The organism is Pseudarthrobacter sp. P1 (genome assembly GCF_050156935.1).
GTDB lineage: Bacteria > Actinomycetota > Actinomycetes > Actinomycetales > Micrococcaceae > Specibacter.
In genome coordinates this window covers 4,382,747-4,405,252 of sequence record NZ_CP189584.1, presented here as the reverse complement: position 1 = coordinate 4,405,252, position 22,506 = coordinate 4,382,747, and the positions used below count along the sequence as shown (strand labels likewise).

Sequence of the window (22,506 nt, the reverse complement as noted above, 5' to 3'; positions counted from 1 at the left end):
AGGAGCATCAAACCAACCTACATATCAGCGCTGGACGGCGCCAAAGCGCTCGGCGGCGACGGCGACGGCGGACTCGCGGGCCGCCGAGGCCTCGTCGGCCGTCAGCGTGCGGTCCGTGGCGCGGAAGCGCAGCCCGAACGCCAGCGACTTGCTGCCCTCCGGGATGGCCGTGCCCTGGTAGACGTCGAAGAGGGCGACCTCTTCGAGCAGCTCGCCGGCGCCCTCGCGCAGGGCCTCCAGCACGGACTCCGCGGGCGTCTCCGCCGGCACCACCAGGGCCACATCCTGCGTGGCGATGGGGTACGTGGAGATGTGCTTGGCCACGATGACGTCGGCGGCGGCCTCGAAGAGCGCGTCGGCGTTGATTTCCAGCGCCACGGAGCGGGCCGGCATGTCCAGCTCGGCTAGCAGTTTCGGGTGCAGCTCGCCGGCGTAGCCCACCAGTTCCCCGGTGCGCAGCGTGATCGCGGCGGCGCGGCCCGGGTGGAAGGCCTGGTGGGCGCCCTGGGACACCACCAGCTCCACGCCGAGGACGTCGCCGACCAGGCGCACGGTATCCAGCGCGTCGGCCCAGTCCCAGACGCGCGGGGCGTGGCCGGCGGCCGCCGGGGAATCCTTGCCCGTGAAGACGGCGGCGATGTGCAGCGGCTGGTGGGGAATGCCGTTGTACAGCCCGTCCAGCACGTCCTCGGCGGGCTTGGCGCCCAGCGGCGGAATGCTCGCGGTGCCCATCGGGCCCTCGGGCAGGAACACCGCTCCGGCCTCGAACAGCGCCAGGTTGCGGAAGCCGCGGGAGATGTTGCGCTTGGCGATCTCGACCAGGCCCGGCAGCACGGAGGTGCGCAGCCAGCCGTGCTCCTCGCTCAGCGGGTTGGCCAGCTTGACCGCCTGGCGTGCCGCCCCGGCCTGGGCCACGCCGAAGGTGTCGTTGGCGGCCTTGGTGGCGAACGGGTACGCCAGCACCTCGGTCAGCCCGGCGTCGGCCAGGGCCTGCAGCACCCGGCGGCGCTGCTGCTGGACCCGGCTCAGGCCGCGTCCGGGAGGCGCCACGGGGAGGGTGGCGGGGATCAGGTCGTAGCCCACCAGGCGGGCCACTTCCTCGCTGAGGTCCTCCGGCGTCGCCAGGTCGTTGCGCCAGCTCGGCGCCGTGACCCGGTAGCCGGCGTCGGTCTTCTCCACGGTGCCGCCCAGATCGGTCAGCGCCGTGGTGACCTGCTCGACGGTGAAGTCGATGCCGATGCGCGCGGAGGCAAAGCCCTCGGGCATGTCGATGACGACGGCGGCCGGTGCCGTGCCGACGTCGGTGGCGGTGGTGTCGGCGGTGCCGCCGGCCAGCTCCACGAGCAGGTCGACCACGCGCTGGGCGGCCTTGTCGGCCACCTGCCAGTCCACGCCGCGCTCGAAGCGCTTGGAGGCCTCGGAGGGCAGCTTATGCCGGCGGCGGGCGCGGGCAATGCTGACCTCGTCAAAGTGCGCGGCCTCGACCAGGACGTTGACGGTGGTGCCGGAGACCTCGGTGGAGGCGCCGCCCATCACGCCGGCGATGCCCAGGCCGCCGTTGGCGTCCGTGATCAGCAGATCCTCAACGTCCAGGGTGCGGACCTTGCCGTCGAGGGTTTCCAGCGTCTCGCCCGGGTTGGCGCGGCGCACCACGATCTCGCCGGAGAGCTTGTCCAGGTCGTAGCAGTGGTTCGGCTGGCCCAGCTCAAGCATCACGTAGTTGGAGATGTCCACGGCCAGCGAGATGGAGCGGATCCCGGCCAGGCGCAGGCGCGCGGACATCCACGGCGGGGTGGGCGCGGCTGGGTTGATGCCGCGCACGGTGCGGGCGACAAACCTGTCGCAGCCCGGCGTGCCGTAGATCGGGGCCTCGTCGGCCAGGCGCACCGGGTAGCCGGCACCGGTCGAAGGGGCCACGACGACGGCGTCGGCCGGGTCGGTGAACGCGGTGCCGGTGGCGTGCGCGTACTCGCGGGCGATGCCGCGGATGGAGAAGCAGTAGCTGCGGTCCGGGGTGACGTTGACTTCTGCGGCCTCGTCGTACAGGCCCAGCAGTTCCAGCGCGTCGGTGCCCAGCTCCGGGTCCAGGCCCAGGCTGCTGAGCACCAGGATGCCGTCGTGGTCCTCGCCGATGCCCAGCTCGCGCACAGAGGCAATCATGCCGGCGGAGACGTGGCCGTAGGTCTTGCGCGGGGAGATGTGGAAGTCGCCGGGCAGCACGGCGCCGGGCAGGGTGACAACCACCTTGTCCCCCACCACGAAGTTGTGCGCACCGCAGATGATGCCCTGCACGCCGGAGGGCTCGATGCCCTTGCCGGTGAGGGTCTGCTCGGCGCCCTCGGGCACCACGCGGACCTCGCACCAGTTGATGGTCTTGCCGTTGCTCTGCGGCTCCTTCACCAGCGAGAGCACCTGGCCCACCACGATGGGGCCCTTGAGCGCATCGGTGGGGCGGTGGACGTCTTCTTCTTCCAGACCAATCTTGACCAGTTCGGCCATGACGTCTTCGGCGGTTGCTTCCGCCGGCACCTGCGCATACTCGCGCAGCCAAGACAGGGGAATACGCATCCCTAGATCTCCATCCCAAAGTGTTCGCTGAAACGTACGTCGCCCTCGATCATGTCGCGCATGTCGCCCACCTCGTTGCGGAACATGAGGGTGCGCTCGATGCCCATGCCGAAGGCAAATCCTGAATATTCGTCCGGATCGATGCCGGCGGCGCGGAGCACGTTCGGGTTGACCATGCCGCAGCCGCCCCACTCGATCCACTGCGGGCCGCCCTTGGCGCCGGGGTGCCAGATGTCCAGCTCGGCGGAGGGCTCGGTGAACGGGAAGTAGTTCGGGCGCAGCCGGATGCTGGCCTCCTCGCCGAACATCTGCCGGGCAAAGTGCTCCAGCGTGCCGCGCAGGTCTGCCATGGACAGGCCCTTGTCGATGGCCAGGCCCTCGAACTGGTGGAACACCGGGGTGTGCGTGGCATCGAGCTCGTCGGTGCGGAACACCTTGCCCGGGCACAGGACGTAGATCGGCAGCTCGCGCTCGAGCATGGAGCGGACCTGCACCGGGGAGGTGTGGGTGCGCATCAGCAGGTGGGCCTCGGGCGGCTCCACGAAGAAGGTGTCCTGCATTTCGCGGGCCGGGTGGTCCGGCTTGAAGTTCAGCGCGTCAAAGTTGAACCACTCGGATTCCAGCTCCGGGCCCTCGGCGATTTCCCAGCCCATGCCCACAAAGATGTCGCTCACGCGCTCCTGCAGGGTGGAGAGCGGGTGCCGGGCACCGGCGCGGCGGCGGCGCGGGGCGGCCGTGACGTCCACGGTCTCCTCGATCAGGATGCGGGCGGCGTCCTCGGCCTCGAGGGCCTCGGTGCGGACCGCGATGGCCTTGTTTACGCGTCCGCGGGCGGCACCCATGAGCTTGCCGGCGGTGGCCTTCTGGTCCTTGGCGAGGTCCCGGATCCCGGCGTTGGCCAGGCTCAGCGGGGACTTCTCGCCGGTGTGGGCCAGACGGGCGGCCTTGAGCCCGTCCAGCGTGCTGGCGGCCTCGAGGGCGGCGAGCGCGGCGTCGACGGCGGCGTTGACGGCCGCCTCGTCGAGCGGGTCGATGGCGGCGATCGCTTCGGTGGCGGATTCCGGCTCGGCGGCCGCGTTCTGGTGATTGTCAGACATCTACAGTGTTTACCTATGCTCGTTCCGACGGCTACGGCGGGGTCTGTCCACCCGCCCGGTTCATTCTAGTGGAACTGCCCGCGCAGCCCGAACCCGTGCCGGTGGTAGCCTCGGGCCATGGATGATCGTGTGGGGACCTTCATAGACGACTTTTCCGCCGCCGTCCGGCTCGCCCAGGCGCACCAGCCGCCCGTCGAACACGGCGGGGCGCTGCTGGCGCGGCTGACGGAGCATCTGGGCCGGCCCGCGGCCTCCTTTCCCGTGGTGGTGGAGGAGGTGCCGGCGAACCGCCTGGCGGACCTGGACATCCTGATGTCTGCGGTCGCGGAGCAGGATGGAGGCCACGAGCTGCTGGGCGTGGGCGGCGGCGACCAGCGCCACCACTCCTCATTCAGCGACATCCTCCAGCAGGCCACCATGTATGCCGCCTTCCCGTTGGGCCAGCCCGACTTCGCCAATGTCGCCGTCGGCCCGGACACGCAGCGGCAGGTGGTGGCGCTGGGCATCTGGCTCTTCTCCCGCGGCGGCGTGCCGCTGGCCGTGATGCAGCGCGGCGCCAACCCGCGCTACGGCCGCGAGTCGGCGTCGCTGGAGGTGCTGGCCCCGCATCCGGAGGCGTCGGCGGAGCTGCTCGGCGCCGTCCGGCGCTCGCTGGAAAGCCAAAGCGTGATCAAGGGCCAGGTGGTGTCGCTGACGCCCAGCAGCTATGGCCCTTCCGGCGCCGGCGTCGGCTTCCACCACCGCCCGGCGCTGGATGCCTCCGAGGTGATCCTGCCCGGCGGGCTGCTGGAGCAGGTGGCGGCCCACACCGTGGGGATGGCCGCCCACCGCGGGACGCTGGCGGCGCTGGGCCAGCACCTCAAGCGCGGCATCCTGCTCTACGGGCCGCCGGGCACCGGCAAGACGCACACCGTGCGCTATCTGCTGGGCCAAAGCAGCGGCACCACCGCCATCCTGCTCTCCGGCAACACGCTGGCCTTCGTCGCGCAGGCGGCCGCGCTGGCCCGGGCCATGCAGCCCTCCCTGGTGGTGCTGGAGGACTGCGACCTGATTGCCGAGGACCGCAGTTTCGGCCATGGTCCCCAGCCGCTGCTCTTTGAGGTGCTGGAGGCGATGGACGGGCTCGACGACGACGCCGACGTCGCCTTTGTGCTCACCACCAACCGTCCCGACCTGCTCGAGCGGGCCCTGGCCCAGCGGCCCGGGCGGGTGGACCTCGCGGTGGAGATACCGCTCCCGGCCGAGGCGGAGCGCCGGGCCCTGCTGGCGCTCTACGCCCGGACCGTGGGTTTCTCCCCGCAGGCGCTGGACCGGGTGGCGCGGCGCACCGCGGGCACCACGGCGTCCTTTGCCCGCGAGCTGGTGCGCCGGACGGTCCTGGCGGCGGCGCTGGCCGGGCAGTCCCCCGCCGACGCCCATCTCGAGCAGGCGGTGGAGGACATGCTGGACGCCGGCCAGGCGCTCACCCGCAGCCTGCTGGGCAGCGGCTCCGGCGGCTAAAGGTGCGGCGCCCATTCCCTGCCGCCGGGCGGCGCATCGCCGCCGCCGTGCTGCTGGCCTGCGCCGGTGCGGCGGCAGCGGGCTGCGGCTACGTGCCGGGCACCGTGGAGCATTACCAGCCGCCGGCGGCGCCCCTTGTGGACGCCGTGGCCTGCCCCGGTCCGGTGCCCGCGAGCGGCAGCATTCCCGCGGGGTTTGAGCCGGTGTCGGCGGTGGTCTGCAGCGTCACGCCGGTGATGACGACGGGCCCGCAAGGGCTTAGGTCGGGATCTGTTGAAATCCACTATGCCGGTGATCTTGGGCCGCTGGTCGCAGCGGTCCGGGAGCCCAGCGACAGGTCCGCCGCCTGGGTGCCCTGCACAGAGGAACTGGTCACCCCGCCCGCCCTGTGGCTGCTGGATGTCTTCGGCCGGGCCATGCTGGCGGCCTGGCCCACGGACGTGTGCGGCAAGCCCAAACCCGGCATCGAGGCGGCATTGGGCACCCTGGCCGTCACCGAAACCATCAACCGGTGAACGGGTCCATGGTTCCCGCTCCGGGCCGGCCACCGTCCGGCTACGATGTTGGCATGGCGGGCGGCCGGCAGGTGGAGCGGGCGGATCCGGGGCCGGCGTGGGCGCCCGGGCTCCGGCGCCGTGCCGTGCTCCCCACGCTGGCCCTTGCCTCCTCCCATGCCTTGGCCGGCTGCCAATTCCTGCCCTGGACCGTGGAACACTACCTTCCGGCGCCGGCCGTGGTCCGGGACCGCGTTGACTCCGTGGCCTCGGCCCGGTTTGCGGTCAGCCCGCCGAATGCCACAGGCTCCCCCGCCCCCGAGGGCGGCAGCGTGCCGGAGGGTTTTGCTCCAGCGGCGGCCGTGCTGTGCAGCACGGCCGGTGGCCTCGTGGACGGACCTGGCGGCAAGGGGCGGGCGGTGGTCGAGGAGCGTCTCTCCGGGGACCTCGCGCCGCTGCTTGCGGCCCTGGCCGAACCCAGCGACCGGGCCAGGCCGGACCAGTCCTGCACCGCGGATCTGGAAATCGTGCCAACACTGTGGCTGGTGGATGCCCGGCGCCGGGCCATCATCGCCGAATGGCCCACCACCGGCTGCGGCAAGACCAAACCCGGCGTGCACCAGGCGCTGGCCGGGATGGCCACGGTGCAATCCACCACCCATCGGGTGGATCTGGTGGAGCCCGACCCCTGGCAGACTCCCCGGTCGACCACGGCTGCGCCATGACGGAGCGCCGGCAGCCGGAGCGGGTGGATCCACCGGGGCCCAGCGCGCCGTTGGTGTGGGGCCGCGTGCCGGCCGCCGGGCTGGGTCTGGCCCTCATCGTCGCCGCTACCGCCGCGTTGGCCGGATACCAGGTCCTGCCGTGGGCCGCCAAAGGCTACACTCCGCCGCCGGCCGCCCTCGTGGACCATGTTGACTGCCTGGCCACGGCCGGCGGCCCCGGGCTGGTGCCCGGGGCCAGCCATCCGCCGCAGCCGGTGGCCGGGAGCGTGCCGGAGGGATTCTTTCCGGTGTTGGTGGTCCTCTGCTCCGGGGTGTACGAGCTTGAGACCACTCCGGAGGGCCAGTGGTCCGTTCGCTCGGAGGACCACCTCGCAGGAGACCCTGGACCGTTGCTGGCGACCCTGGCCAGGCCCAGCGACCGGGCCAGGGAGGGCCAGGCCTGCACCGCCGACGGCGTCGTCGGGCCCACGATCTGGCTGATGGATGCCCGGGGGCGGGCCATGGTGGCCGCCAGGCCCAGCGACGTCTGCGGCAAGCCCAAACCGGGCGTCGGGCAGCTCCTGGCCACGATGCCCGTGGCCGAGTCCATCAAACACCGGCTCCAGCTGCTCCCCTCAGCCACGCCCAAGCCAGCGCCGGCGCCGATGCTTCCGCCGGCCACGCCCAAGCCAGCCCCATCCGCGCCGGGTGCTCCGGTGTCCATGCCCCCGTCCGGGGCGGTCACGCCGGCGTCGGTGGCGCCATGACCGGCAGCCCCGCGCCCGGCCGGCTCTCCACCGGCGAGCGCGTGCGCCAGCTGGCCAATCTGCTGAACCTCTCCACGCCGGCCGGCCTGCTGCTGGCGGCCGCCACGCGGACTGAGCTGCAGCAGGGGCCCGGCGGCCTGCTGCTGGGCACCGGGTACAAACCAACGCTGCCGCTGGCCGGGGCCTTCACGGTGGGCAATGTCATCCTCTACCGGGGAGAGCGGGCCTTCATCGATGCCCGGCCGGCCCTGCTGGCCCACGAGGGGGCCCACAGCACCCAGTATGCCCTGTGCCTGGGGCTGCCCTTCCTTCCGCTCTATGCTGCCTGCGCCCTGTTCTCGCTCTGGCGCACGGGGGATCCCGGCAGCCGCAATTTCTTTGAACGCCGCGCGGGGCTGCTGGCCGGCGGCTACCGCGAGCTTCCCACCCAGGCACGGTTCCGCCGTCGTCCGTCCACACCATCCATCCAAGGAGACATCTAGCCATGCAGACACCCCAGCAGCACCACCACCCGGACAGCATCACCGTGACGGGCCAAGGCAGCGTCCGCCAGGCGCCTGACGCGCTCAGCCTGAGCATTGGCGTGGAATCGCGGCGCGGCACCGTGGAGGCCGCCTACTCCGCGGCGGGCGAGGCGATGTCCGCCGTCGTCCGCCGGTTGTCGACCCTGAATGTGCCGGGTGCCAGGATGGCCACCTCCGCCATGAACATCCGGGCGGACACTACCTGGCAGGACGGCGTGGGCAATGTGGTGACGGGCTATGTGGGCAGCGGCTCGCTGGCCGTGGCACTGGACTTCGTCGACGGTGTGGAGAATGTGGTGGCCGCCGCGGTGCAGGCCGGCGGCGACGATCTGCGGCTCAACGGCCTCACCGCCTCCGTGCAGGACCCCGCCCAGGCGGCGGAGGCCGCGCGCACCCTGGCGTGGGAGGATGCCCTGCGCAAGGCCGGACAGCTGGCGGAGCTGGCCGGGCGGACGCTCGGGGTGGTGCGCAGCATCAGCGAGAGCACCCCGGCCGGTCCCGGACACCCCGGGCCGCTGGCGCGGGCGGCCCTGTCCATGGCGATGCCCATCGAGGCCGGTGAGAGCAGCATTGACGCCGCCCTCACCGTCACCTGGGAGCTGGGCTGACCGTCACCTCTGAGCCGCCCCCGCGGACCCGGCTAGGCCCAGGCCGCCAGGCCCGGGGTTGCCCCGGCCGCCAGCAGGAGCGCGGCATCCTCCGGCGTCTGAAGGGTGGCGCGGCCTTGGTGGGTCAGCACGATGCGCTGCCCCAGGTGTGCCACATCGGCCAGGATCTGGTCCCAGTGCCGGTACTGGACGTCGTGCCCCTCCCCGGGGTAGACCCGTTCCACCACCGCCCGCCCGCGGGTGGCCGCGGCCAGGGCCCGGCGCCAGCGCTGCATGTGGACCACCGGCACCAACGCGTCCTCACTCCCCCAATACAGAAAGACAGGACACGTTGCTGCCGACAGATCCGGCAGCGGGGTCCGCGAATACAGCTCGAAGGCCTGGGCCAGCCCCTGGGGTGCCACATCGCGGCCGCGGGCAAAGACGCCACGGGTGGCCTCCTCCACCACGGCATCGTCGAAGCCCGGGATGCGGTGGACCGGGCTCGCGGCCGGGAACTGCCACCAGGCCACGGGATCCGCGGCCACCTGCTCGGCGTCGAACCTGGCCCCCACGTCCGCCACCGGCTCGGAGTAGGCGCAGGCCAGGTGCAGGGAGCGCACCCGCCCCGGCTGTGCCGCCGCCACCCTGGCCGCGTAGGGCCCGCCGCCGGAGATCGCGATGATCGAAACTTGCCCGATCCCGAGCGAATCCAGCAGGGACCAGACATCAGCGGCATGCTCGGCAAAGCCCACCGCCGGGTCGAAGGGCGTCTGCCCCAGCCCGTTGCGCTCCACGGAGAGCACCCGGATGCCCAGCTGTTCGCGGAAGGACCGGGCGAACTCCATCAGCCCGAAGGCCCGCACGGTGGTTCCGGCGCCGCCGAAGAACAGCAGCGGCGTGCCCTCCGCGCTGCCCTCGTCGATGTAGTGCACCCGCCGTCCGGAGCCGACGACGGCGCTGCGCACCACCGGCCCGAGGCGATCGAAGCCCGTCTGCCGGACCTCCAGCGAGATCGTTTCGTGGGTCAATACGTCCATGGTGCAGTCCTCTCAGTCGTAGGTGTAGAAGCCGGCGCCGCTCTTGCGGCCCAGCCGTCCCGCATCCACCATCCGCATCAGCAAGGCCGGCGGCGCATAGTGCGGTTCCTTGAATTCGCCGTACAGCGAATTGGCCACGTGCAGCGTGGTGTCCAACCCCACCAGGTCGGCGAGCCGCAGCGGCCCCATCGGGTGGGCGCAGCCGGCCACCATGCCGGTGTCGATGTCCTCGGCGCTGGCATGCCCGGCCTCCAGCATGCGGATGGCCGAGAGCAGGTACGGCACCAGCAGGGCATTGACCACAAATCCGGCCCGGTCCTGGGCCAGGATCACCTGCTTGCCCAACCCCTCCGCAAAGCTGCGGGCCCGGGCCAGGGTGTCCGGGCTGGTCTGCAGCGAGCTGACCAGTTCCACCAGCGGCAGCACCGGCACGGGGTTGAAGAAGTGCACGCCCAGCACCTGCCCCGGCCGGCCGGTGGCCGCCGCGATCCGGCCGATCGGGATGGAGGAGGTGTTCGAAGCCAGGATGGCCTCCGGGTCCGCGACGGCGGCATCGATCCGGCGGAAGGCGTCCAGCTTCAGCTCCAGGACCTCCGGCACCGCCTCAATGACCAGCTGCCGGTCCGCGAAGGCCTCGATCCCGGTGCCGAAGCTGATCCGCGCCAGCACCTCGTCGCGGGCCGCGCTGTCCAGCCGGCCGGAGGCCACGGCGCGCTCCAGCGAGGCGGTGAGCCGCTTGCGGCCGGTGGCCACGGCGCCGTCGCTGGCTTCCACCACGACGACGCCGGCGCCGGAGCGCGCGCAGACCTCGGCGATGCCGGCTCCCATCAGCCCGCAGCCGAGCACGCCCACGCGCTCGATGGCGCCGCCCGCCGGAGCCCGCGTCATTGCGGACCCCCTGCCGGCCGGTTCAGCGCGGCGTAGGCGAGCTGCTCGATCAACAACGACGCCGACGCCGACGACTCGGCCGCGGCGTCGATGGCCGCCTTGGTCCAGGCCACAGCCATGGCCGGCTGGCCGGCCAGGAAGGCCGCCCGTTCCAGCGCCACGGACAGGGCCTCCCCGGCCGGAGCCACCTCGCGGACCAGGCCCAGCCGGCGGGCCTCGGCGGCGGGGAAGCGTTCGCCGAACAAGATGACCTCGCGGGCGATGGCCGGACCCACGGCTCGGACCAGCCGGGTCAGGCCGCCGGAGCTGGGCAGGATGCCCAGCCCGACCTCGGGCAGGCCGAAGCTTGCGCTCTCGTCGGCGATCCGGATGTCGCAGGCCAGCGCCAATTCGAAGCCCGCGCCCAGGCAGTAGCCGGAGACCGCCGCCACGGTGGGCTGCGGCAGCCGCGAGACCACTTCGTAGAGCGAGCCGCTCCCCCGGTAGTAGGCGGCGATCCGCTCCGGCGTCATCTCCGGCAGCTCGGAGGTGTCTGCACCGGCGGAAAAGGCCCGGGCGGAGCCAGCGAAGACGATGGCCCGGGCGGCGGCCACCGCCGGGGTGCGCAGCGCCTCCAGCAGGGCCTGCTCCAGGGCAGTGGAGAGCGCGTTGAGCTTGGCGGACCGGTTGAGCCGGAGCACTAGGGTGTGTCTCCTAATCAGTGGTTTTGCGGTTTGGCATGATTGATGGGTGCCTTCTCGCTATTCCGTGTTGTCCGATGCCCAGTGGGAGTCCATTGCCCCGTTGATGCCCGATTCGTCGGGGAAACCGGGCCGACCCTTCAACGACCACCGGCTGATGACCGAGGGCATCATCTACCGCTACCGGGCAGGGATCCCATGGCGTGATCTCCCTGCCTATTTCGGGTCGTGGAAGACCGTGTGGAAGCACCACCGCCGCAACGCCGCCAACGGGACCTGGGACAAGGTCCTGGCGGCGTTGCTGACCCGCGCGGACACGGCCGGGCTGATCAACTGGGAGGTCTCGATCGACTCCACGGTCAACCGTGCCCACCAGCACGGCACGAACCTGCCCCGCCACACAGGGGGACCTGTCGAATTACAGGAATCTGCTCGACGAGCCTGAGGACCATGCCATCGGCCGGTCCCGCGGCGGGCTGACCACCAAGATCCACGCCCTGGTGGATGGCAACATGCGTCCCCTGGTCCTGCTGCTGGGGCCGGGCCAGGGCGGGGACTCGCCGATGTTTGAGAACCTCATGGAGGCCCTGAAGGTAGAAAGGCCCGGTCCCGGCCGGGCCCGCACCCGCCCGGACCGGGCCATGGCCGACAAGGCCTATTCCTCCAAAGCAATCCGGGCGTACCTGCGCGGGCGGGGCATCGAGTGCGTTATCCCGGAAAAGGACGACCAGAAGGCCAACCGGAAACGCAAGGGCTCCGCCGGGGGACGCCCCGTCAGATACGACAGGGACGCCTACAAACGGCGCAATGTGGTCGAGCGCAGCTTCAACACCCTCAAGCAATGGCGGTCCCTGGCCACCCGCTACGACAAACTGGCCCTCACCTACCGCTCAGCGGCCGTCCTGCACGCCGTCGTCATCTGGAGCGCCGCATTGGGAGACACGCCCTAGGGTGTGTCTCCTAATCAGTGGTTTTGCGGTTTGGCATGATTGATGGGTGCTTCTCTCGCTATTCCGTGTTGTCCGATGCCCAGTGGGAGTCCATTGCCCCGTTGATGCCCGATTCGTCGGGGAAACCGGGCCGACCCTTCAACGACCACCGGCTGATGACCGAGGGCATCATCTACCGCTACCGGGCAGGGATCCCATGGCGTGATCTCCCTGCCTATTTCGGGTCGTGGAAGACCGTGTGGAAGCACCACCGCCGCAACGCCGCCAACGGGACCTGGGACAAGGTCCTGGCGGCGTTGCTGACCCGCGCGGACACGGCCGGGCTGATCAACTGGGAGGTCTCGATCGACTCCACGGTCAACCGTGCCCACCAGCACGGCACGAACCTGCCCCGCCACACAGGGGGACCTGTCGAATTACAGGAATCTGCTCGACGAGCCTGAGGACCATGCCATCGGCCGGTCCCGCGGCGGGCTGACCACCAAGATCCACGCCCTGGTGGATGGCAACATGCGTCCCCTGGTCCTGCTGCTGGGGCCGGGCCAGGGCGGGGACTCGCCGATGTTTGAGAACCTCATGGAGGCCCTGAAGGTAGAAAGGCCCGGTCCCGGCCGGGCCCGCACCCGCCCGGACCGGGCCATGGCCGACAAGGCCTATTCCTCCAAAGCAATCCGGGCGTACCTGCGCGGGCGGGGCATCGAGTGCGTTATCCCGGAAAAGGACGACCAGAAGGCCAACCGGAAACGCAAGGGCTCCGCCGGGGGACGCCCCGTCAGATACGACAGGGACGCCTACAAACGGCGCAATGTGGTCGAGCGCAGCTTCAACACCCTCAAGCAATGGCGGTCCCTGGCCACCCGCTACGACAAACTGGCCCTCACCTACCGCTCAGCGGCCGTCCTGCACGCCGTCGTCATCTGGAGCGCCGCATTGGGAGACACGCCCTAGCACGGGCCCATGCTCCTCCACCAGCACCAGCGGGCCGGTGCCCCCGGCGGGGCCGGCGCCCGCGGTGTCCAGCACCGCCGTCACGCCGGCACCGCGCCGGCGTAGTCCAGCAGCCCCTCGGCTCCGCGCTTGTTGATCTCGTTGCCGATGATGATGGTCTGGATCTCGGAGGTGCCCTCCCAGATGCGGTCCACGCGCAGCTCGCGCCACAGCCGCTCCACCGGGTTCTCGCGCATGTAGCCGCGGCCACCGAAGATCTGCAGCGCGTTGTCGACGCAGCGGTTGGAGGCCTCGGAGGCGCCGAGCTTGATGACGGCGGCCTTGGCGTTGAGCAGCTTGCGGTCCATGCCCTGGTCCGCCTCCCACGCCACCTGGTAGGTCAGCGCCCGGTTGGTCATGATGTCCACGGTGTTCTTGGCCAGCATGTTCTGGATCAGCTGGAAGTTGATGATCGGCTGGCCAAACTGCACGCGCTCCTTGGCGAACTCGGCCGCCAGCAAGGTGGCACGCTCGGCGGCACCGGTGGTGCGGGCGGCAATCATCAGCCGCTCCTCCACGAACCAGTCGCGGGTGAGCTCGTAGCCCTGGCCGATGGCGCCGAGGATCTTGTCGGCGCCCACGCGCACGTCCTCAAAGAGGAATTCCGGGTGCTCGTAGACGAAGGTGTGGGTGTAGCGCGGCGTGCGCTTGACGGAGACGCCGGGCAGGTCCTTGTCCACGATGAACATGGTGGGCGCACCGTCCACGCTGGCCAGGACCAGAAGAAAGTCGGCCGCATCGCCGACGGTGACAAAGAGCTTCTCGCCGTTGATCAGGTAGGAGTCCCCGTCCTTGACCGCCGTGGTCTGGATGTTCTGCGGGTCCGAGCCGGCCTCCGGCTCGGTGATGGCGACGGCGTCGCGGCGTTCGCCCCGGATCTCCGGCAGCAGGTACTCCTCGCGCTGGGCCGGGGTGCAGGCCTTGAGCGCGTTGGCCGGGCGCCACAGGGTGTCCCAGAGGGCGCCGGTGAGCTTTCCCACCTCCTCGGAGACGATGGCGTGCTCGAGCACGCTCAGGCCGGCGCCGCCCCACTCGGCGGGCATGTTGATGGCGGCCAGGCCGTGGTTGAGGATCAGCTGCTTGACCTTGGCATGCTGGTCCGCGCTGAGGCCGTTGTTCATTTCGCAGTCGAGCTCGTACTGCATCATTTCGTTCGTCCAGGAAATGGCGCGCTGCTTGAGCTCGATCTGGCGTGGTGTCATCCGGAAGTCCATGGGGTCCGCTTTCTCTGGGAGTGTTCGAGGTGGAAAGGAAAGGGTGGAGAAGGGGTGCCCGGCGGCTTAGCCGAGCACGATGCGGGCGTCCAGGGCCTGGGCGCCGCGGGGCGTGGCCGCCACCGGGTTGCATTCGATTTCCGCGATTTCCGGGTGCGCGGCGGCCAGTGCGGAGATCTGCGCGACGATCGCCGCGGCGGCGTCGACATCCACCGGGGCGCGGCCGCGGGCCCCGGTCAGCAGGGCCGCCCCGCGCAGCGAGAGCAGCATGTCCCTGGCCTGCGCCGCGGTGACGGGACCCAGGGCGCAGCGGACGTCCTTGAGGATCTCGGCGAAGACGCCGCCCAGGCCAACCAGCACCAGCGGGCCGAAGCGCGGATCGCGCCGCACGCCCACCAGCAGTTCGACGGCGCCGGAGAGATCGGCCATTTCCTCGACCGAGCACGACGGCGGTGCCAGCCGCTCCGCCATGCCGCGCCAGGCGGCGAGCAGCTCCGCCTCGTCGGCCAGGTTCAGGAGCACCCCGCCGCGGTCCGATTTGTGCTCATCCCCCAAGGCCTTGAGCACCAGCGGATAGCACATCCGTGCCGCGGCTTCGAGCAGCTCCTCCTCGGTGGCCACCTCGGCGGCACCGGCAAAGGGAACGCCCGCCGCCGCCAGCACCCGCCGCGAGGCGTAGTAGCCGGTGTCCTCCACCGGCCCGGCGGGCGCCGGCAGCTCCGGCACGCCGGTGGGCGGTTCGGCGTGCCGCCGGGCGAGCCGGCCCAGCGCCCAGGCCGCCTCCTCGATGCCGCGGTACACCGGCACCCCGCCCGCGCGCAGGGCATCGGCGCCGGCGGACTGCCAGTTCATCGTCTGCACGATCACCGTGCCGCCGGAGGCCGCCGTCGTGGCCGCCATCTCGCGGGCGGCCGCCACCTCGCGCTCGGCCAGCTCGGGGCCGTAGCTGCCGTAGCCGCCAAAGTAGCCGCTCATCAGGGTGGCGTCGACGTCGGCGCTGGCGGACAGGTGCGCCAGCACCCGGGGGAAGCACATGATGTCCTGCTCCCCGCCGCCGGCCACGTCCACCGGGTTGCTCACCGCGGCCGTGGGCGGCAGTTCCGCGGCCACCGCCGCCTGCAGCATTGGACCGAATTCGACGACGTCGAGCCCCTGCGCCGCGGCGCTGTCGCTGGCCACGGAGGCCTGGCCGCCGCCGTCGGCGAACACCGCCGTGCGCGACCCGCGCGGCACGGTGCTGCGCACCAGCGCCTGGAGCAGATGCGCCATCTGCGCCGGGGAGGACACCTGCTCGATGCCGGCGGCACGGCAGGCGGCCTCGACGACGACGCCGGAGGAGACCATGGCGCCGGTGTGGGACTTGGCATTGCGCACCGAGGCATCGGTGGCCCCCACCGTCAGCAGCACCACCGGTTTGCCGGCCTCCGCGGCCCGCTGGGCGGCCCGGGCAAAGCGGCGGCCGTCGCGGAAGTCCTCGCAGTACACCGCGATGGCGGCGGTGCCCTCGTGGTCGACATAGGCGTCGATCAGGTCCGCGGCCTCCAGGTCGGCCTGGTTGCCCAGGCTGGCAAAGCGGGACACGCCCAGGCCGTGGTCCACCAGCAGGGTGGCCAGCTCCAGGGCCAGGTTCCCGCTCTGCGAGATGACCCCGATGGTGCCCACCGGGAATTCGTTGGAGGCCAGCCTCAGGCCGCTACTGTGGTCCAGCACGCCCAGGCAGTTGGGCCCGAGCAGGCGGGCGCCGGCGGCGCGGACCTTGGCCGTGATGCGCTCCTGCAGCGCAAGGCCCGCAGCTCCCGCCTCGCCCAGGCCGGCGCTGATGCCCACGATCGCCTTGGCGCCGGCGGCGAGCGCATCGTCCACCGCCGCCTCGAAGCCGGCGGCCGGCACGGCGACCACGGCCAGCTCCACGGGGCTGCCGACGGCGCTGACGCTGGGCACCGTGGGGCGGCCCAGTACGGTGGGCCGCGTGTGGTTCACCAGATGCACGGGGATGTCCCCCTTGAGCGCCTGGACGGCAAGCCAGTTGCCGTACTTGCGGGTGTCGTCGCTGGCGCCGATGATCGCCACGGCATTGGGCGAAAAGAGCGCGTCCAGGGCCCCGGACTTGGCCGTGGCCGTGGCCGACGCGGCGGGCTCGATGGTGATGGTCATGGCAGCTCCTTTGCGGGGACGGGCCGGCCTGAGCCCCAGGCGTCGGCACCGCCGTCGATGGTGATGGTGGTTCCTGTGATGTAGCGGGCGGCGTCGGTGGCCAGAAAGGTGATGGCGCCGGCGACGTCGTCGGGCTGGCCCAGCCGGCCCAGCGGGACGCCCTGCTCCCATTCGGCACGGGCCTGCGCGGAGTACTGCTCCAGCCCCTCGCTGACGATGCTGCCCGGGGCCACGGCCACGGAGCGGATGCCGTAGCGGCTCCATTCCAGCGCCAGCCCGGAGGCCAGGTTTTCGACGGCGGCCCGGGCCGCCGTGGCGTGCACCATGCCGGGGATCCCCCGGTGCGGGGAGAAGGCCATAAAGACCAGCAGCCCGGAGCGCTGCGGGATCATGGCCCGCACGGCCACCTCGCGGGTGAGGTTCCAGACCGAATCCACGGAGAGCCGGTGCACGGCCCGCCAGCCGTTGAGCGTGATGTCCTCGGCCGGGGCCTGGAACTGGCCGCCGGCATTGTTGACCAGCACGTCGATCCGGCCGAACGCGGCCAGTGCCGCGTCCACCAATTCGCCGGCGGACTCGGGTTCGCGGATGTCGCCCGCCACCACCACGGCCTCGCTGCCGGCGGCGCGGACCAGCTCCGCCGTCTCCTTCAGCAGCACCTCGCGCCGTCCGGCGAGCACCAGCTTCGCGCCGCAGGCGGCCATGGCCAGCGCCGAGGCCCGGCCGATGCCCGTTCCGCCGCCGGTGACCAGCACCACCTTGCCGGCCAGCGCCGCCGGGTGGAAGCTCGGGGCCGCGCTCACAGCGACCTCACCGAGGCCAGCCCGGATCCGGCCAGCGGCAGCTCCGCGGTGCCGGCCGTGTGCAGGCCCTCGGCCAGCTGGAAGTTGGGCGTCGCGGCAATCAGCGAGCGGGTGTAGCCATGCTGGGGGTTGGCGAACACGCCCTCCACCTCTCCGAATTCGACGATCCGGCCGCGCTCGAGCACGGCCACCTGTTGGGCGATGTTGCGCACCAGGGCAATGTTGTGGGTGATGAACAGCAGGGTCAGCCCCATCTCGGCCTGCAGGGTGCGCAGCAGGTCCACCAGCGAGGACTGCACCGACACGTCCAGCGCGGAGGTGATCTCATCGCAGATCAGCACCTCCGGCTCCGTGGCCAGGGCCCGGGCGATGGCCACGCGTTGGCGCTCGCCACCGCTGAGCTGGTCCGGGTAGCGCCGGGCGTGGTCGGGGCGCAGCGAGGCCCGTTCCAGCGCCGTCGCCACGATTTCCCGGCCGTTGCGCACCTTCCCGCGCACCGCCGTGACCGGCTGCAGGATCAGCTCTTCGACCGTGCGGCGGGGGTTCAGCGACTCGTAGGGGTTCTGGAAGATGTACTGCACCCGGCGGCGCTGGTCCTTGGTGCGCTTGAAGCTGTCCGCGGCCAGCTGCTCGCCGTCCAGAGTGAGCCCGCCGGTGAAATTGTGGTGCAGCCCCGCGATGGCTCGGCTCAGCGTGGTCTTGCCGGAGCCGGATTCGCCCAGCAGGGCCACGCAGTCCCCGGCGTAGACGTCCAGGCTGATGTCCTCCAGCACAGTGTGGCTGCCGTAGCCGGCCTTCAGGCCGCTGATCTGCACCATCGGCCGCTCCCCCGCGTCCCGGGCCACGCGGACCGGGGCCGTGCGTGCGGGGACCACCGGCAGCGGCAGGTCGGCCTTGAAGCAGCGCACGGTGTGCCGCGGCCCCACCTCGGTGGCCGCCGGCGGCGCCGTCGTGCAGCCGTCGCCGGCCAGCGGGCAGCGCGGGGCAAAGGCGCAGCCCTGCGGCCGGGCCAGGGGTGAGGGCGCGTGCCCCGGAATGCCGATCATCGGACGCTTGGCGTCCAGGTCCGGCACGGCCAGCAGCAGCCGGCCGGTGTACGGGTGGCGGGAGTTGGCCAGCACCTCGGCGGTGGCGCCGATCTCCACGATCCGGCCCGAGTACATCACCACGATCCGGTCCGCCAGCTCGGCCACCACTGCCATGTCGTGGCTGATGTAGACGGCGGCGCAGTGGTAGGTCTGGCACATCTGGCGGACGGTGGCCAGCACGTGTGCTTGGGTGCTCACGTCCAGCCCGGTGGTCGGCTCGTCCATCACGATCAGCGCCGGCCGGGCGGTGAAGGCCATGGCGATGGCCACGCGCTGCTGCTGGCCGCCGGAGAGCTGGTGCGGATAGCGGGCCAGGAAGGCGTCGTCGTCGTCCAGCGCCACCTCGCGCAGCACCTCGCGGACCCGCTCCAGCACCTGGGCCGGCGGGCCGGCGAGGCATTCCTTGAGCTGGGTGCCGATGCGCAGCGCCGGGTTCAGCGCCGACGCCGGGGATTGGGGAATGTAGGCCACGGTCGTCCCGCGCAGCCGGCGCACCTCGCGCCAGTGCAGTCCGGCCAGCTCCTGGCCGGCGACGCTCACGCTGCCGCCACCGAGCTCGGTCCCCTCCTTGCAGTAGTTCAGCAGGGCCAGGCCCAGGGTGGTCTTGCCGGAGCCGGACTCGCCGACCACGCCCAGGATTTCGCCCGGACGCACCTCCAGCGAGAGCTCCTCGATGATCGCGGCCATCGAGGGGACTCCAACGATCTTCAGGTTGTCCACCACCAGGGTGGGTGCGGAGGTGCTCATGCGGTGACTCCTTCGTCGCTGCCGATGGCCGCCTTGGCCAGTCCGTCCGTGACCAGGTTGGTGCCCACGGTCAGCACCGCGATCGCGATGACGGGCAGCGCCACCGACCACGGCGAGACCGTCAGGGCGATCCGGTTTTCATTGATCATCAGGCCCCAGTCGGCGGCCGGGGGCTGCATGCCCAGGCCCAGGAAGCTCAGCCCCGCGACCAGCCCGATCGAGTAGGTCAGGCGCAGGCCGAACTCCACGGCCAGGGTGGAGCTGATGTTCGGGACGATCTCGCCCAGCACGATCCGCCAGCGCGGGATGCCGACGGATTCGGCCGCCTTCACAAAATCGCGTTCGACGACGGACATCGCCGCGCCGCGGACCACGCGCGCCACCCGGGGCAGATGCCCCATCCCGACCATCAGCACCAGCAGCCACAGCTGCGGGCCGATGATGGACAGGAACAGCAGCGCCAGCACAATCTGCGGGAAGGCCAGGGCCACGTCGCCGGTGCGCATCAGGGCCTCGTCCAGCCAGCCGCGCCGGTAGGCGGCAACCACGCCCACCACGGCACCGAGCCCCACGCCCAGGGCCGTGCCCAGCAGGGCCAGGACCATCAGGGTCTGCCCGCCGGCCAGGAAGCGCGAGAGCACGTCCCGGCCGAGGTTGTCGGTGCCGAACGGGCCGCCGATGCCGGCGGGAGAGAAGGGTGCGGCGACAAAGTCGGTGGGCGAATGCGGGGCCACCAACGGACCCAGGAAGGCCACGACCAGCACCAGGGCGCTCATCAGCAGGCCAACCCTGGTCCGGCGGGATTTCAGGGCCCGCCGCAACAGGCCCTGCTTGCGCGTGGTCCGCGGAGGTACCGCGGAGCGGTGGATGTCCGCGGTGGCGACGCCGTTGCTCATAGCGCTGTCCTGACTTTCGGGTTGGCGGCGAGGGTGACGACGTCGGCGAACAAGTTCACCACGACGTAGAAGAGGGCGATGATGATGGCCAGCGCCTGGACCACGGGCATGTCCCGGTTGGTCACGGCGTCGATCAGCTGGAAGCCGACGCCCGGGAAGCGGAAGAGGTATTCCACGATCACCACGCCGCCGATCAGCCAGGCGAGCTGCAGGGCGATGACCTGGGCCACCGGGCCGATGGCATTCGGCAGCGCGTGGCGCAGGATGACCGTCTGCTCGGGCAGGCCCTTCAGCCGCGCCTGCTGGACGTACTGGCTGTCCAGAACCTCCAGCATTGTGGCCCGCATGATCCGGATGACGTAGGGGCTGACGGCCAGCACCAGGGTCAGCACCGGCAGCACCAGCTGGGCGGGGTTGCTCCAGACCTGCTGTCCCGGGACCATCACAAAGACGGCGGGGAACAGGTGGAACAGCCCGGTGGAGAGCAGCAGCACCAGCAGCACGCCCACCACAAACTCCGGCAGCGAGGCCAGTACCAGCGTGACGACGCCGGTGACGTTGTCCACGGTGGTGTCCTTCTTCAGTGCGCTCCAGGTGCCGATGCCGATGGCCAGCGGGATGGCGATGACGGCCGAGCACAGCATCAGCACGGAGGAGTTGAGCAGCATCGGGGCCACCGCCGAGCCGACCGGCACGCCGCCGGCCAGCGAGGTGCCGAGATTGAAGGAGAGCAGGTTCCCCAACCAGCTGAAGTACTGCTCCGGCAGCGACCCGCCCAGGTGCAGCTGCTCGCGCAGCGCGGCGAGCCGTTCCGGGGTGGCCTCGCGGCCCAGGATGGCCTGGGCCGCGTCGCCGGGCAGTGCCTGCGTGGCCAGGAAGACCACCAGGGACACCACCCACAGGGTGAACAATCCGAAGAGCGAGCGCCGGAACAGCATCCGGCCCATGCCTCCGCGTTGTGCCTTCATCACTTGGCCAGCCATACGTTGCGGAACCCAAAGGAGGTCAGCGGGATGCCGCTCTTGTCCGGGGAGAGTCCGTTGACCGAGGAGCTGTAGGCATCAACGCTGTTCGGGAAGCCCCAGATGATGTAGCCGCCGCTGTCGAATTCGATCTGCTGGGCCGCCTTGATCAGCTCGCAGCGGGCCGTCTGGTCGGTGGTCGCCTGGGCCTTGGTGACCAGCTCGGACCAGGCCTTGTCATCCCAGTGCGTCTCGTTGTAGCTCGAATCGGCGAAGCCGGAGGTTGCGGACTGCGACAGGTAGTCACGGGTGAACCAGAAGTCCTGGGCAAACGTCCACTTCAGGTACTGGTCACCATAGAACTCGCCCGGGTCGACCTTCTTGACGTTGACAGTGACGCCGGCGGCCTTGGCCTGCTCCGCGAACACCTGGGCCGCCTCCACCAGGCCGGCGGCCACGGAGGAGGTCACGAGGTCGACGTGGAGGTTGCTCTTGCCGGCCTCGGCCAGCAGGGCCTTGGCCTTGGCAATGTCCTGGCTGCGCTGTGCGACGCCGGAGGGGTAGCACGCGTCCAGCGGGGCGTACATGTCGTTGCCCACCGTGCCATGGCCGCCCAGCACCTGGTCCACCATTTGCTGGCGGTCCACGATCAGGCGGAACGCCTCGCGCACCTTCGGGTCGTTGAAGGGCTCCTGGTCGACGCGCATGGTGAAGGGCAGCCAGGATCCGGTGGAGGATTCGAGCACCTTCATCGCCGGGTTGGCCTTGACCACGTTCACCTGGCCCAGCGGCAGCTGGTCGATGGCGTCCACCTGGCCGCCCAAAAGGGCGTTCACCCGGGCGGTGTCGTCCGGGAAGTCGATGATGGTGACCTTGTCCAGGTACGGCTGGCCGGGGCGCCAGTAGTTCGGGTTCTTGACGAACACGCTCTGCTGTCCGGGCGTGAAGCTTTCCAGCATGAACGGACCCGAGCTGACGGGCTTCTTCGGGTCGTAGCCGACCGGGACGATGCCGCTGGCGTACTGGGCCGCAATGTCGGGAAAGGTGGCGAACGGGGAGCTGAAGGTGAAGACTGCCGTCTGCGCATCCGTGGCCTTCAACTCATCGCCCTTGAGCGTGGCCAGCGAGGCGGAACCACCGGTGGGCGAGTTGGGATCGGTGATCCGTTTGAAGGTGAAGACGACGTCGTCGGCCGTGATCGGCTTGCCGTCACTGAACTTCAGTCCGGCGCGCAGATGGACCGTCCAGACCGTCGCGTCGGCGGACGGAGTGATCGAGTCGGCCAGGGACATCTGGATCTTGTGCTCATTGTCGAAGCTGGCCAGGGTGTCGTAGAGCTGGATGGCCCGGGCCTGGTCCGGGTGGGTGACGGGCGAGTGGGCGTCGAGCGAGTCCTTGGCCGAGCCGCCGACGATGCCCACGCGGAGGTTGCCACCGGGCTGGGGGGCGGAGGTGGCGGCTCCGGCCGGGCCGGCGGGCGCCCCGGAGGAACAAGCGGCCAGACCAAGGAGCGAGGCGCTCATGGCCAATGCTGTAACCAGGCGGAAACTCTTGAGTCGTCGTTGGACGGTCATCTGCTGTGCCTCCTGCGGCGGTGAAGGAAGTTGTGCGGGACTGCGACGCTGCTAACTGACGCATCGGTCATGGGGACAGCCTTGTGTTTGGCGTCACATCTGTCAAGCGTCGAACCCAGCCTCCGCAAAAAATCCCCGGATTGCAGGGAATTTTTCACCTGTAACAAACTTGCAGATGCGGAAACTGGCCGGCCCGTCGGATGGAAATTCTTCGTCATTTTCTGACTGACGCGTCAGTTGATGGCGTACGTTATAGTCATCGATACACGCTAGGTGTACGGG

The 22,506-nt window shown here is 70.7% G+C and carries 20 protein-coding genes; 8 read left to right on the top strand and 12 right to left on the bottom strand.

Translation table 11 applies throughout. The features are described from left to right. Nucleotides 1-24: 24 nt before the first annotated feature. Entirely contained in the window at nucleotides 25-2,568 is a 2,544-nt protein-coding gene (pheT, locus tag ACQCSX_RS20575; RefSeq protein WP_427017055.1) for a phenylalanine--tRNA ligase subunit beta, read from the bottom strand. Nucleotides 2,569-2,570: 2 nt separating this feature from the next. Beyond that, complete coding sequence (gene pheS, locus ACQCSX_RS20570) at nucleotides 2,571-3,665, bottom strand: phenylalanine--tRNA ligase subunit alpha (protein WP_427017054.1); 1,095 nt, start codon at nucleotides 3,663-3,665, stop codon at nucleotides 2,571-2,573. Nucleotides 3,666-3,782: 117 nt separating this feature from the next. On the opposite strand from pheS, the gene ACQCSX_RS20565 reads away from it, so the two are divergent. Genes ACQCSX_RS20565 through ACQCSX_RS20540 form a run of 6 tightly spaced genes read left to right on the top strand, consistent with a single transcriptional unit; the run spans nucleotide 3,783 to nucleotide 8,262 of the window. Further along, entirely contained in the window at nucleotides 3,783-5,165 is a 1,383-nt protein-coding gene (locus ACQCSX_RS20565; protein WP_427017053.1) for an AAA family ATPase, read from the top strand. A gap of 2 nt (nucleotides 5,166-5,167) precedes the next feature. Then, complete coding sequence (locus ACQCSX_RS20560; RefSeq protein WP_427017052.1) at nucleotides 5,168-5,680, top strand: hypothetical protein; 513 nt, start codon at nucleotides 5,168-5,170, stop codon at nucleotides 5,678-5,680. After that, nucleotides 5,677-6,384 (top strand): hypothetical protein, encoded by a 708-nt coding sequence (locus ACQCSX_RS20555; protein ID WP_427017051.1) that lies wholly within the window; start codon nucleotides 5,677-5,679, stop codon nucleotides 6,382-6,384. The genes ACQCSX_RS20560 and ACQCSX_RS20555 overlap by 4 nt, the downstream gene beginning before the upstream one ends. Further along, the gene (locus ACQCSX_RS20550) at nucleotides 6,381-7,130 is read left to right on the top strand and encodes a hypothetical protein (protein WP_427017050.1); all 750 of its coding nucleotides are present in this window, start codon (nucleotides 6,381-6,383) and stop codon (nucleotides 7,128-7,130) included. Before ACQCSX_RS20555 ends, ACQCSX_RS20550 begins: the two co-directional genes overlap by 4 nt. After that, on the top strand, nucleotides 7,127-7,612 hold the full coding sequence (locus ACQCSX_RS20545) for a hypothetical protein (protein WP_427017049.1): 486 nt from the start codon (nucleotides 7,127-7,129) through the stop codon (nucleotides 7,610-7,612). Before ACQCSX_RS20550 ends, ACQCSX_RS20545 begins: the two co-directional genes overlap by 4 nt. Before the next feature lie 2 nt (nucleotides 7,613-7,614). Continuing rightward, a complete protein-coding gene (locus ACQCSX_RS20540; RefSeq protein ID WP_427017048.1) occupies nucleotides 7,615-8,262 on the top strand; it encodes an SIMPL domain-containing protein in 648 nt (215 codons plus the stop codon). Between the two features lie 32 nt (nucleotides 8,263-8,294). Here the strand turns inward: ACQCSX_RS20540 and ACQCSX_RS20535 are convergent, their stop codons facing one another. The 3 genes from ACQCSX_RS20535 to ACQCSX_RS20525 are packed head-to-tail and all read right to left on the bottom strand — an operon-like array spanning nucleotide 8,295 to nucleotide 10,849. Beyond that, nucleotides 8,295-9,281, bottom strand: coding sequence for an alpha/beta fold hydrolase (locus ACQCSX_RS20535; protein WP_427017047.1), 987 nt, complete (start codon nucleotides 9,279-9,281; stop codon nucleotides 8,295-8,297). Between the two features lie 12 nt (nucleotides 9,282-9,293). Further along, nucleotides 9,294-10,169 carry a 3-hydroxybutyryl-CoA dehydrogenase gene (locus ACQCSX_RS20530; RefSeq protein WP_427017046.1) on the bottom strand — a complete coding sequence of 292 codons (876 nt, stop codon included), beginning with the start codon at nucleotides 10,167-10,169 and terminating at the stop codon, nucleotides 9,294-9,296. Further along, complete coding sequence (locus tag ACQCSX_RS20525; RefSeq protein WP_427017045.1) at nucleotides 10,166-10,849, bottom strand: enoyl-CoA hydratase/isomerase family protein; 684 nt, start codon at nucleotides 10,847-10,849, stop codon at nucleotides 10,166-10,168. The genes ACQCSX_RS20530 and ACQCSX_RS20525 overlap by 4 nt, the downstream gene beginning before the upstream one ends. Nucleotides 10,850-10,955: 106 nt before the next feature. Between ACQCSX_RS20525 and ACQCSX_RS20520 the strand changes: the two genes are divergently transcribed. Both ACQCSX_RS20520 and ACQCSX_RS20515 read left to right on the top strand, forming a co-directional pair. Continuing rightward, nucleotides 10,956-11,799, top strand: a protein-coding gene (locus tag ACQCSX_RS20520) for an IS5 family transposase (RefSeq protein WP_427018933.1) whose coding sequence is annotated in 2 segments (ribosomal slippage) — nucleotides 10,956-11,261 and nucleotides 11,263-11,799 — 843 coding nt in all. Because the reading frame shifts where the segments join, the coding sequence is not laid out codon by codon here. A gap of 35 nt (nucleotides 11,800-11,834) precedes the next feature. After that, nucleotides 11,835-12,747, top strand: a protein-coding gene (locus ACQCSX_RS20515) for an IS5 family transposase (protein ID WP_427017044.1) whose coding sequence is annotated in 2 segments (ribosomal slippage) — nucleotides 11,835-12,209 and nucleotides 12,211-12,747 — 912 coding nt in all. Because the reading frame shifts where the segments join, the coding sequence is not laid out codon by codon here. Nucleotides 12,748-12,827: 80 nt separating this feature from the next. On the opposite strand, the gene ACQCSX_RS20510 is transcribed toward ACQCSX_RS20515, so the two are convergent. From ACQCSX_RS20510 to ACQCSX_RS20480, 7 genes are all read right to left on the bottom strand, one after another. Then, nucleotides 12,828-13,988, bottom strand: coding sequence for an acyl-CoA dehydrogenase family protein (locus tag ACQCSX_RS20510; protein WP_427017043.1), 1,161 nt, complete (start codon nucleotides 13,986-13,988; stop codon nucleotides 12,828-12,830). A gap of 78 nt (nucleotides 13,989-14,066) precedes the next feature. After that, nucleotides 14,067-16,154, bottom strand: a complete 2,088-nt coding sequence (locus ACQCSX_RS20505; RefSeq protein WP_427017042.1) for an acetate--CoA ligase family protein — start codon at nucleotides 16,152-16,154, stop codon at nucleotides 14,067-14,069. Further along, nucleotides 16,151-16,957: an SDR family NAD(P)-dependent oxidoreductase gene (locus ACQCSX_RS20500; protein WP_427017041.1), complete on the bottom strand. Its 807-nt coding sequence runs from the start codon at nucleotides 16,955-16,957 to the stop codon at nucleotides 16,151-16,153. Before ACQCSX_RS20500 ends, ACQCSX_RS20505 begins: the two co-directional genes overlap by 4 nt. Next, nucleotides 16,954-18,792 (bottom strand): ABC transporter ATP-binding protein, encoded by a 1,839-nt coding sequence (locus ACQCSX_RS20495; protein WP_427017040.1) that lies wholly within the window; start codon nucleotides 18,790-18,792, stop codon nucleotides 16,954-16,956. The genes ACQCSX_RS20500 and ACQCSX_RS20495 overlap by 4 nt, the downstream gene beginning before the upstream one ends. Then, nucleotides 18,789-19,688, bottom strand: coding sequence for an ABC transporter permease (locus ACQCSX_RS20490; protein ID WP_427017039.1), 900 nt, complete (start codon nucleotides 19,686-19,688; stop codon nucleotides 18,789-18,791). The genes ACQCSX_RS20495 and ACQCSX_RS20490 overlap by 4 nt, the downstream gene beginning before the upstream one ends. Continuing rightward, nucleotides 19,685-20,656 (bottom strand): ABC transporter permease, encoded by a 972-nt coding sequence (locus ACQCSX_RS20485; protein ID WP_427019117.1) that lies wholly within the window; start codon nucleotides 20,654-20,656, stop codon nucleotides 19,685-19,687. The genes ACQCSX_RS20490 and ACQCSX_RS20485 overlap by 4 nt, the downstream gene beginning before the upstream one ends. Further along, complete coding sequence (locus ACQCSX_RS20480) at nucleotides 20,656-22,173, bottom strand: ABC transporter substrate-binding protein (protein WP_427017038.1); 1,518 nt, start codon at nucleotides 22,171-22,173, stop codon at nucleotides 20,656-20,658. Before ACQCSX_RS20480 ends, ACQCSX_RS20485 begins: the two co-directional genes overlap by 1 nt. Nucleotides 22,174-22,506: the final 333 nt, after the last annotated feature.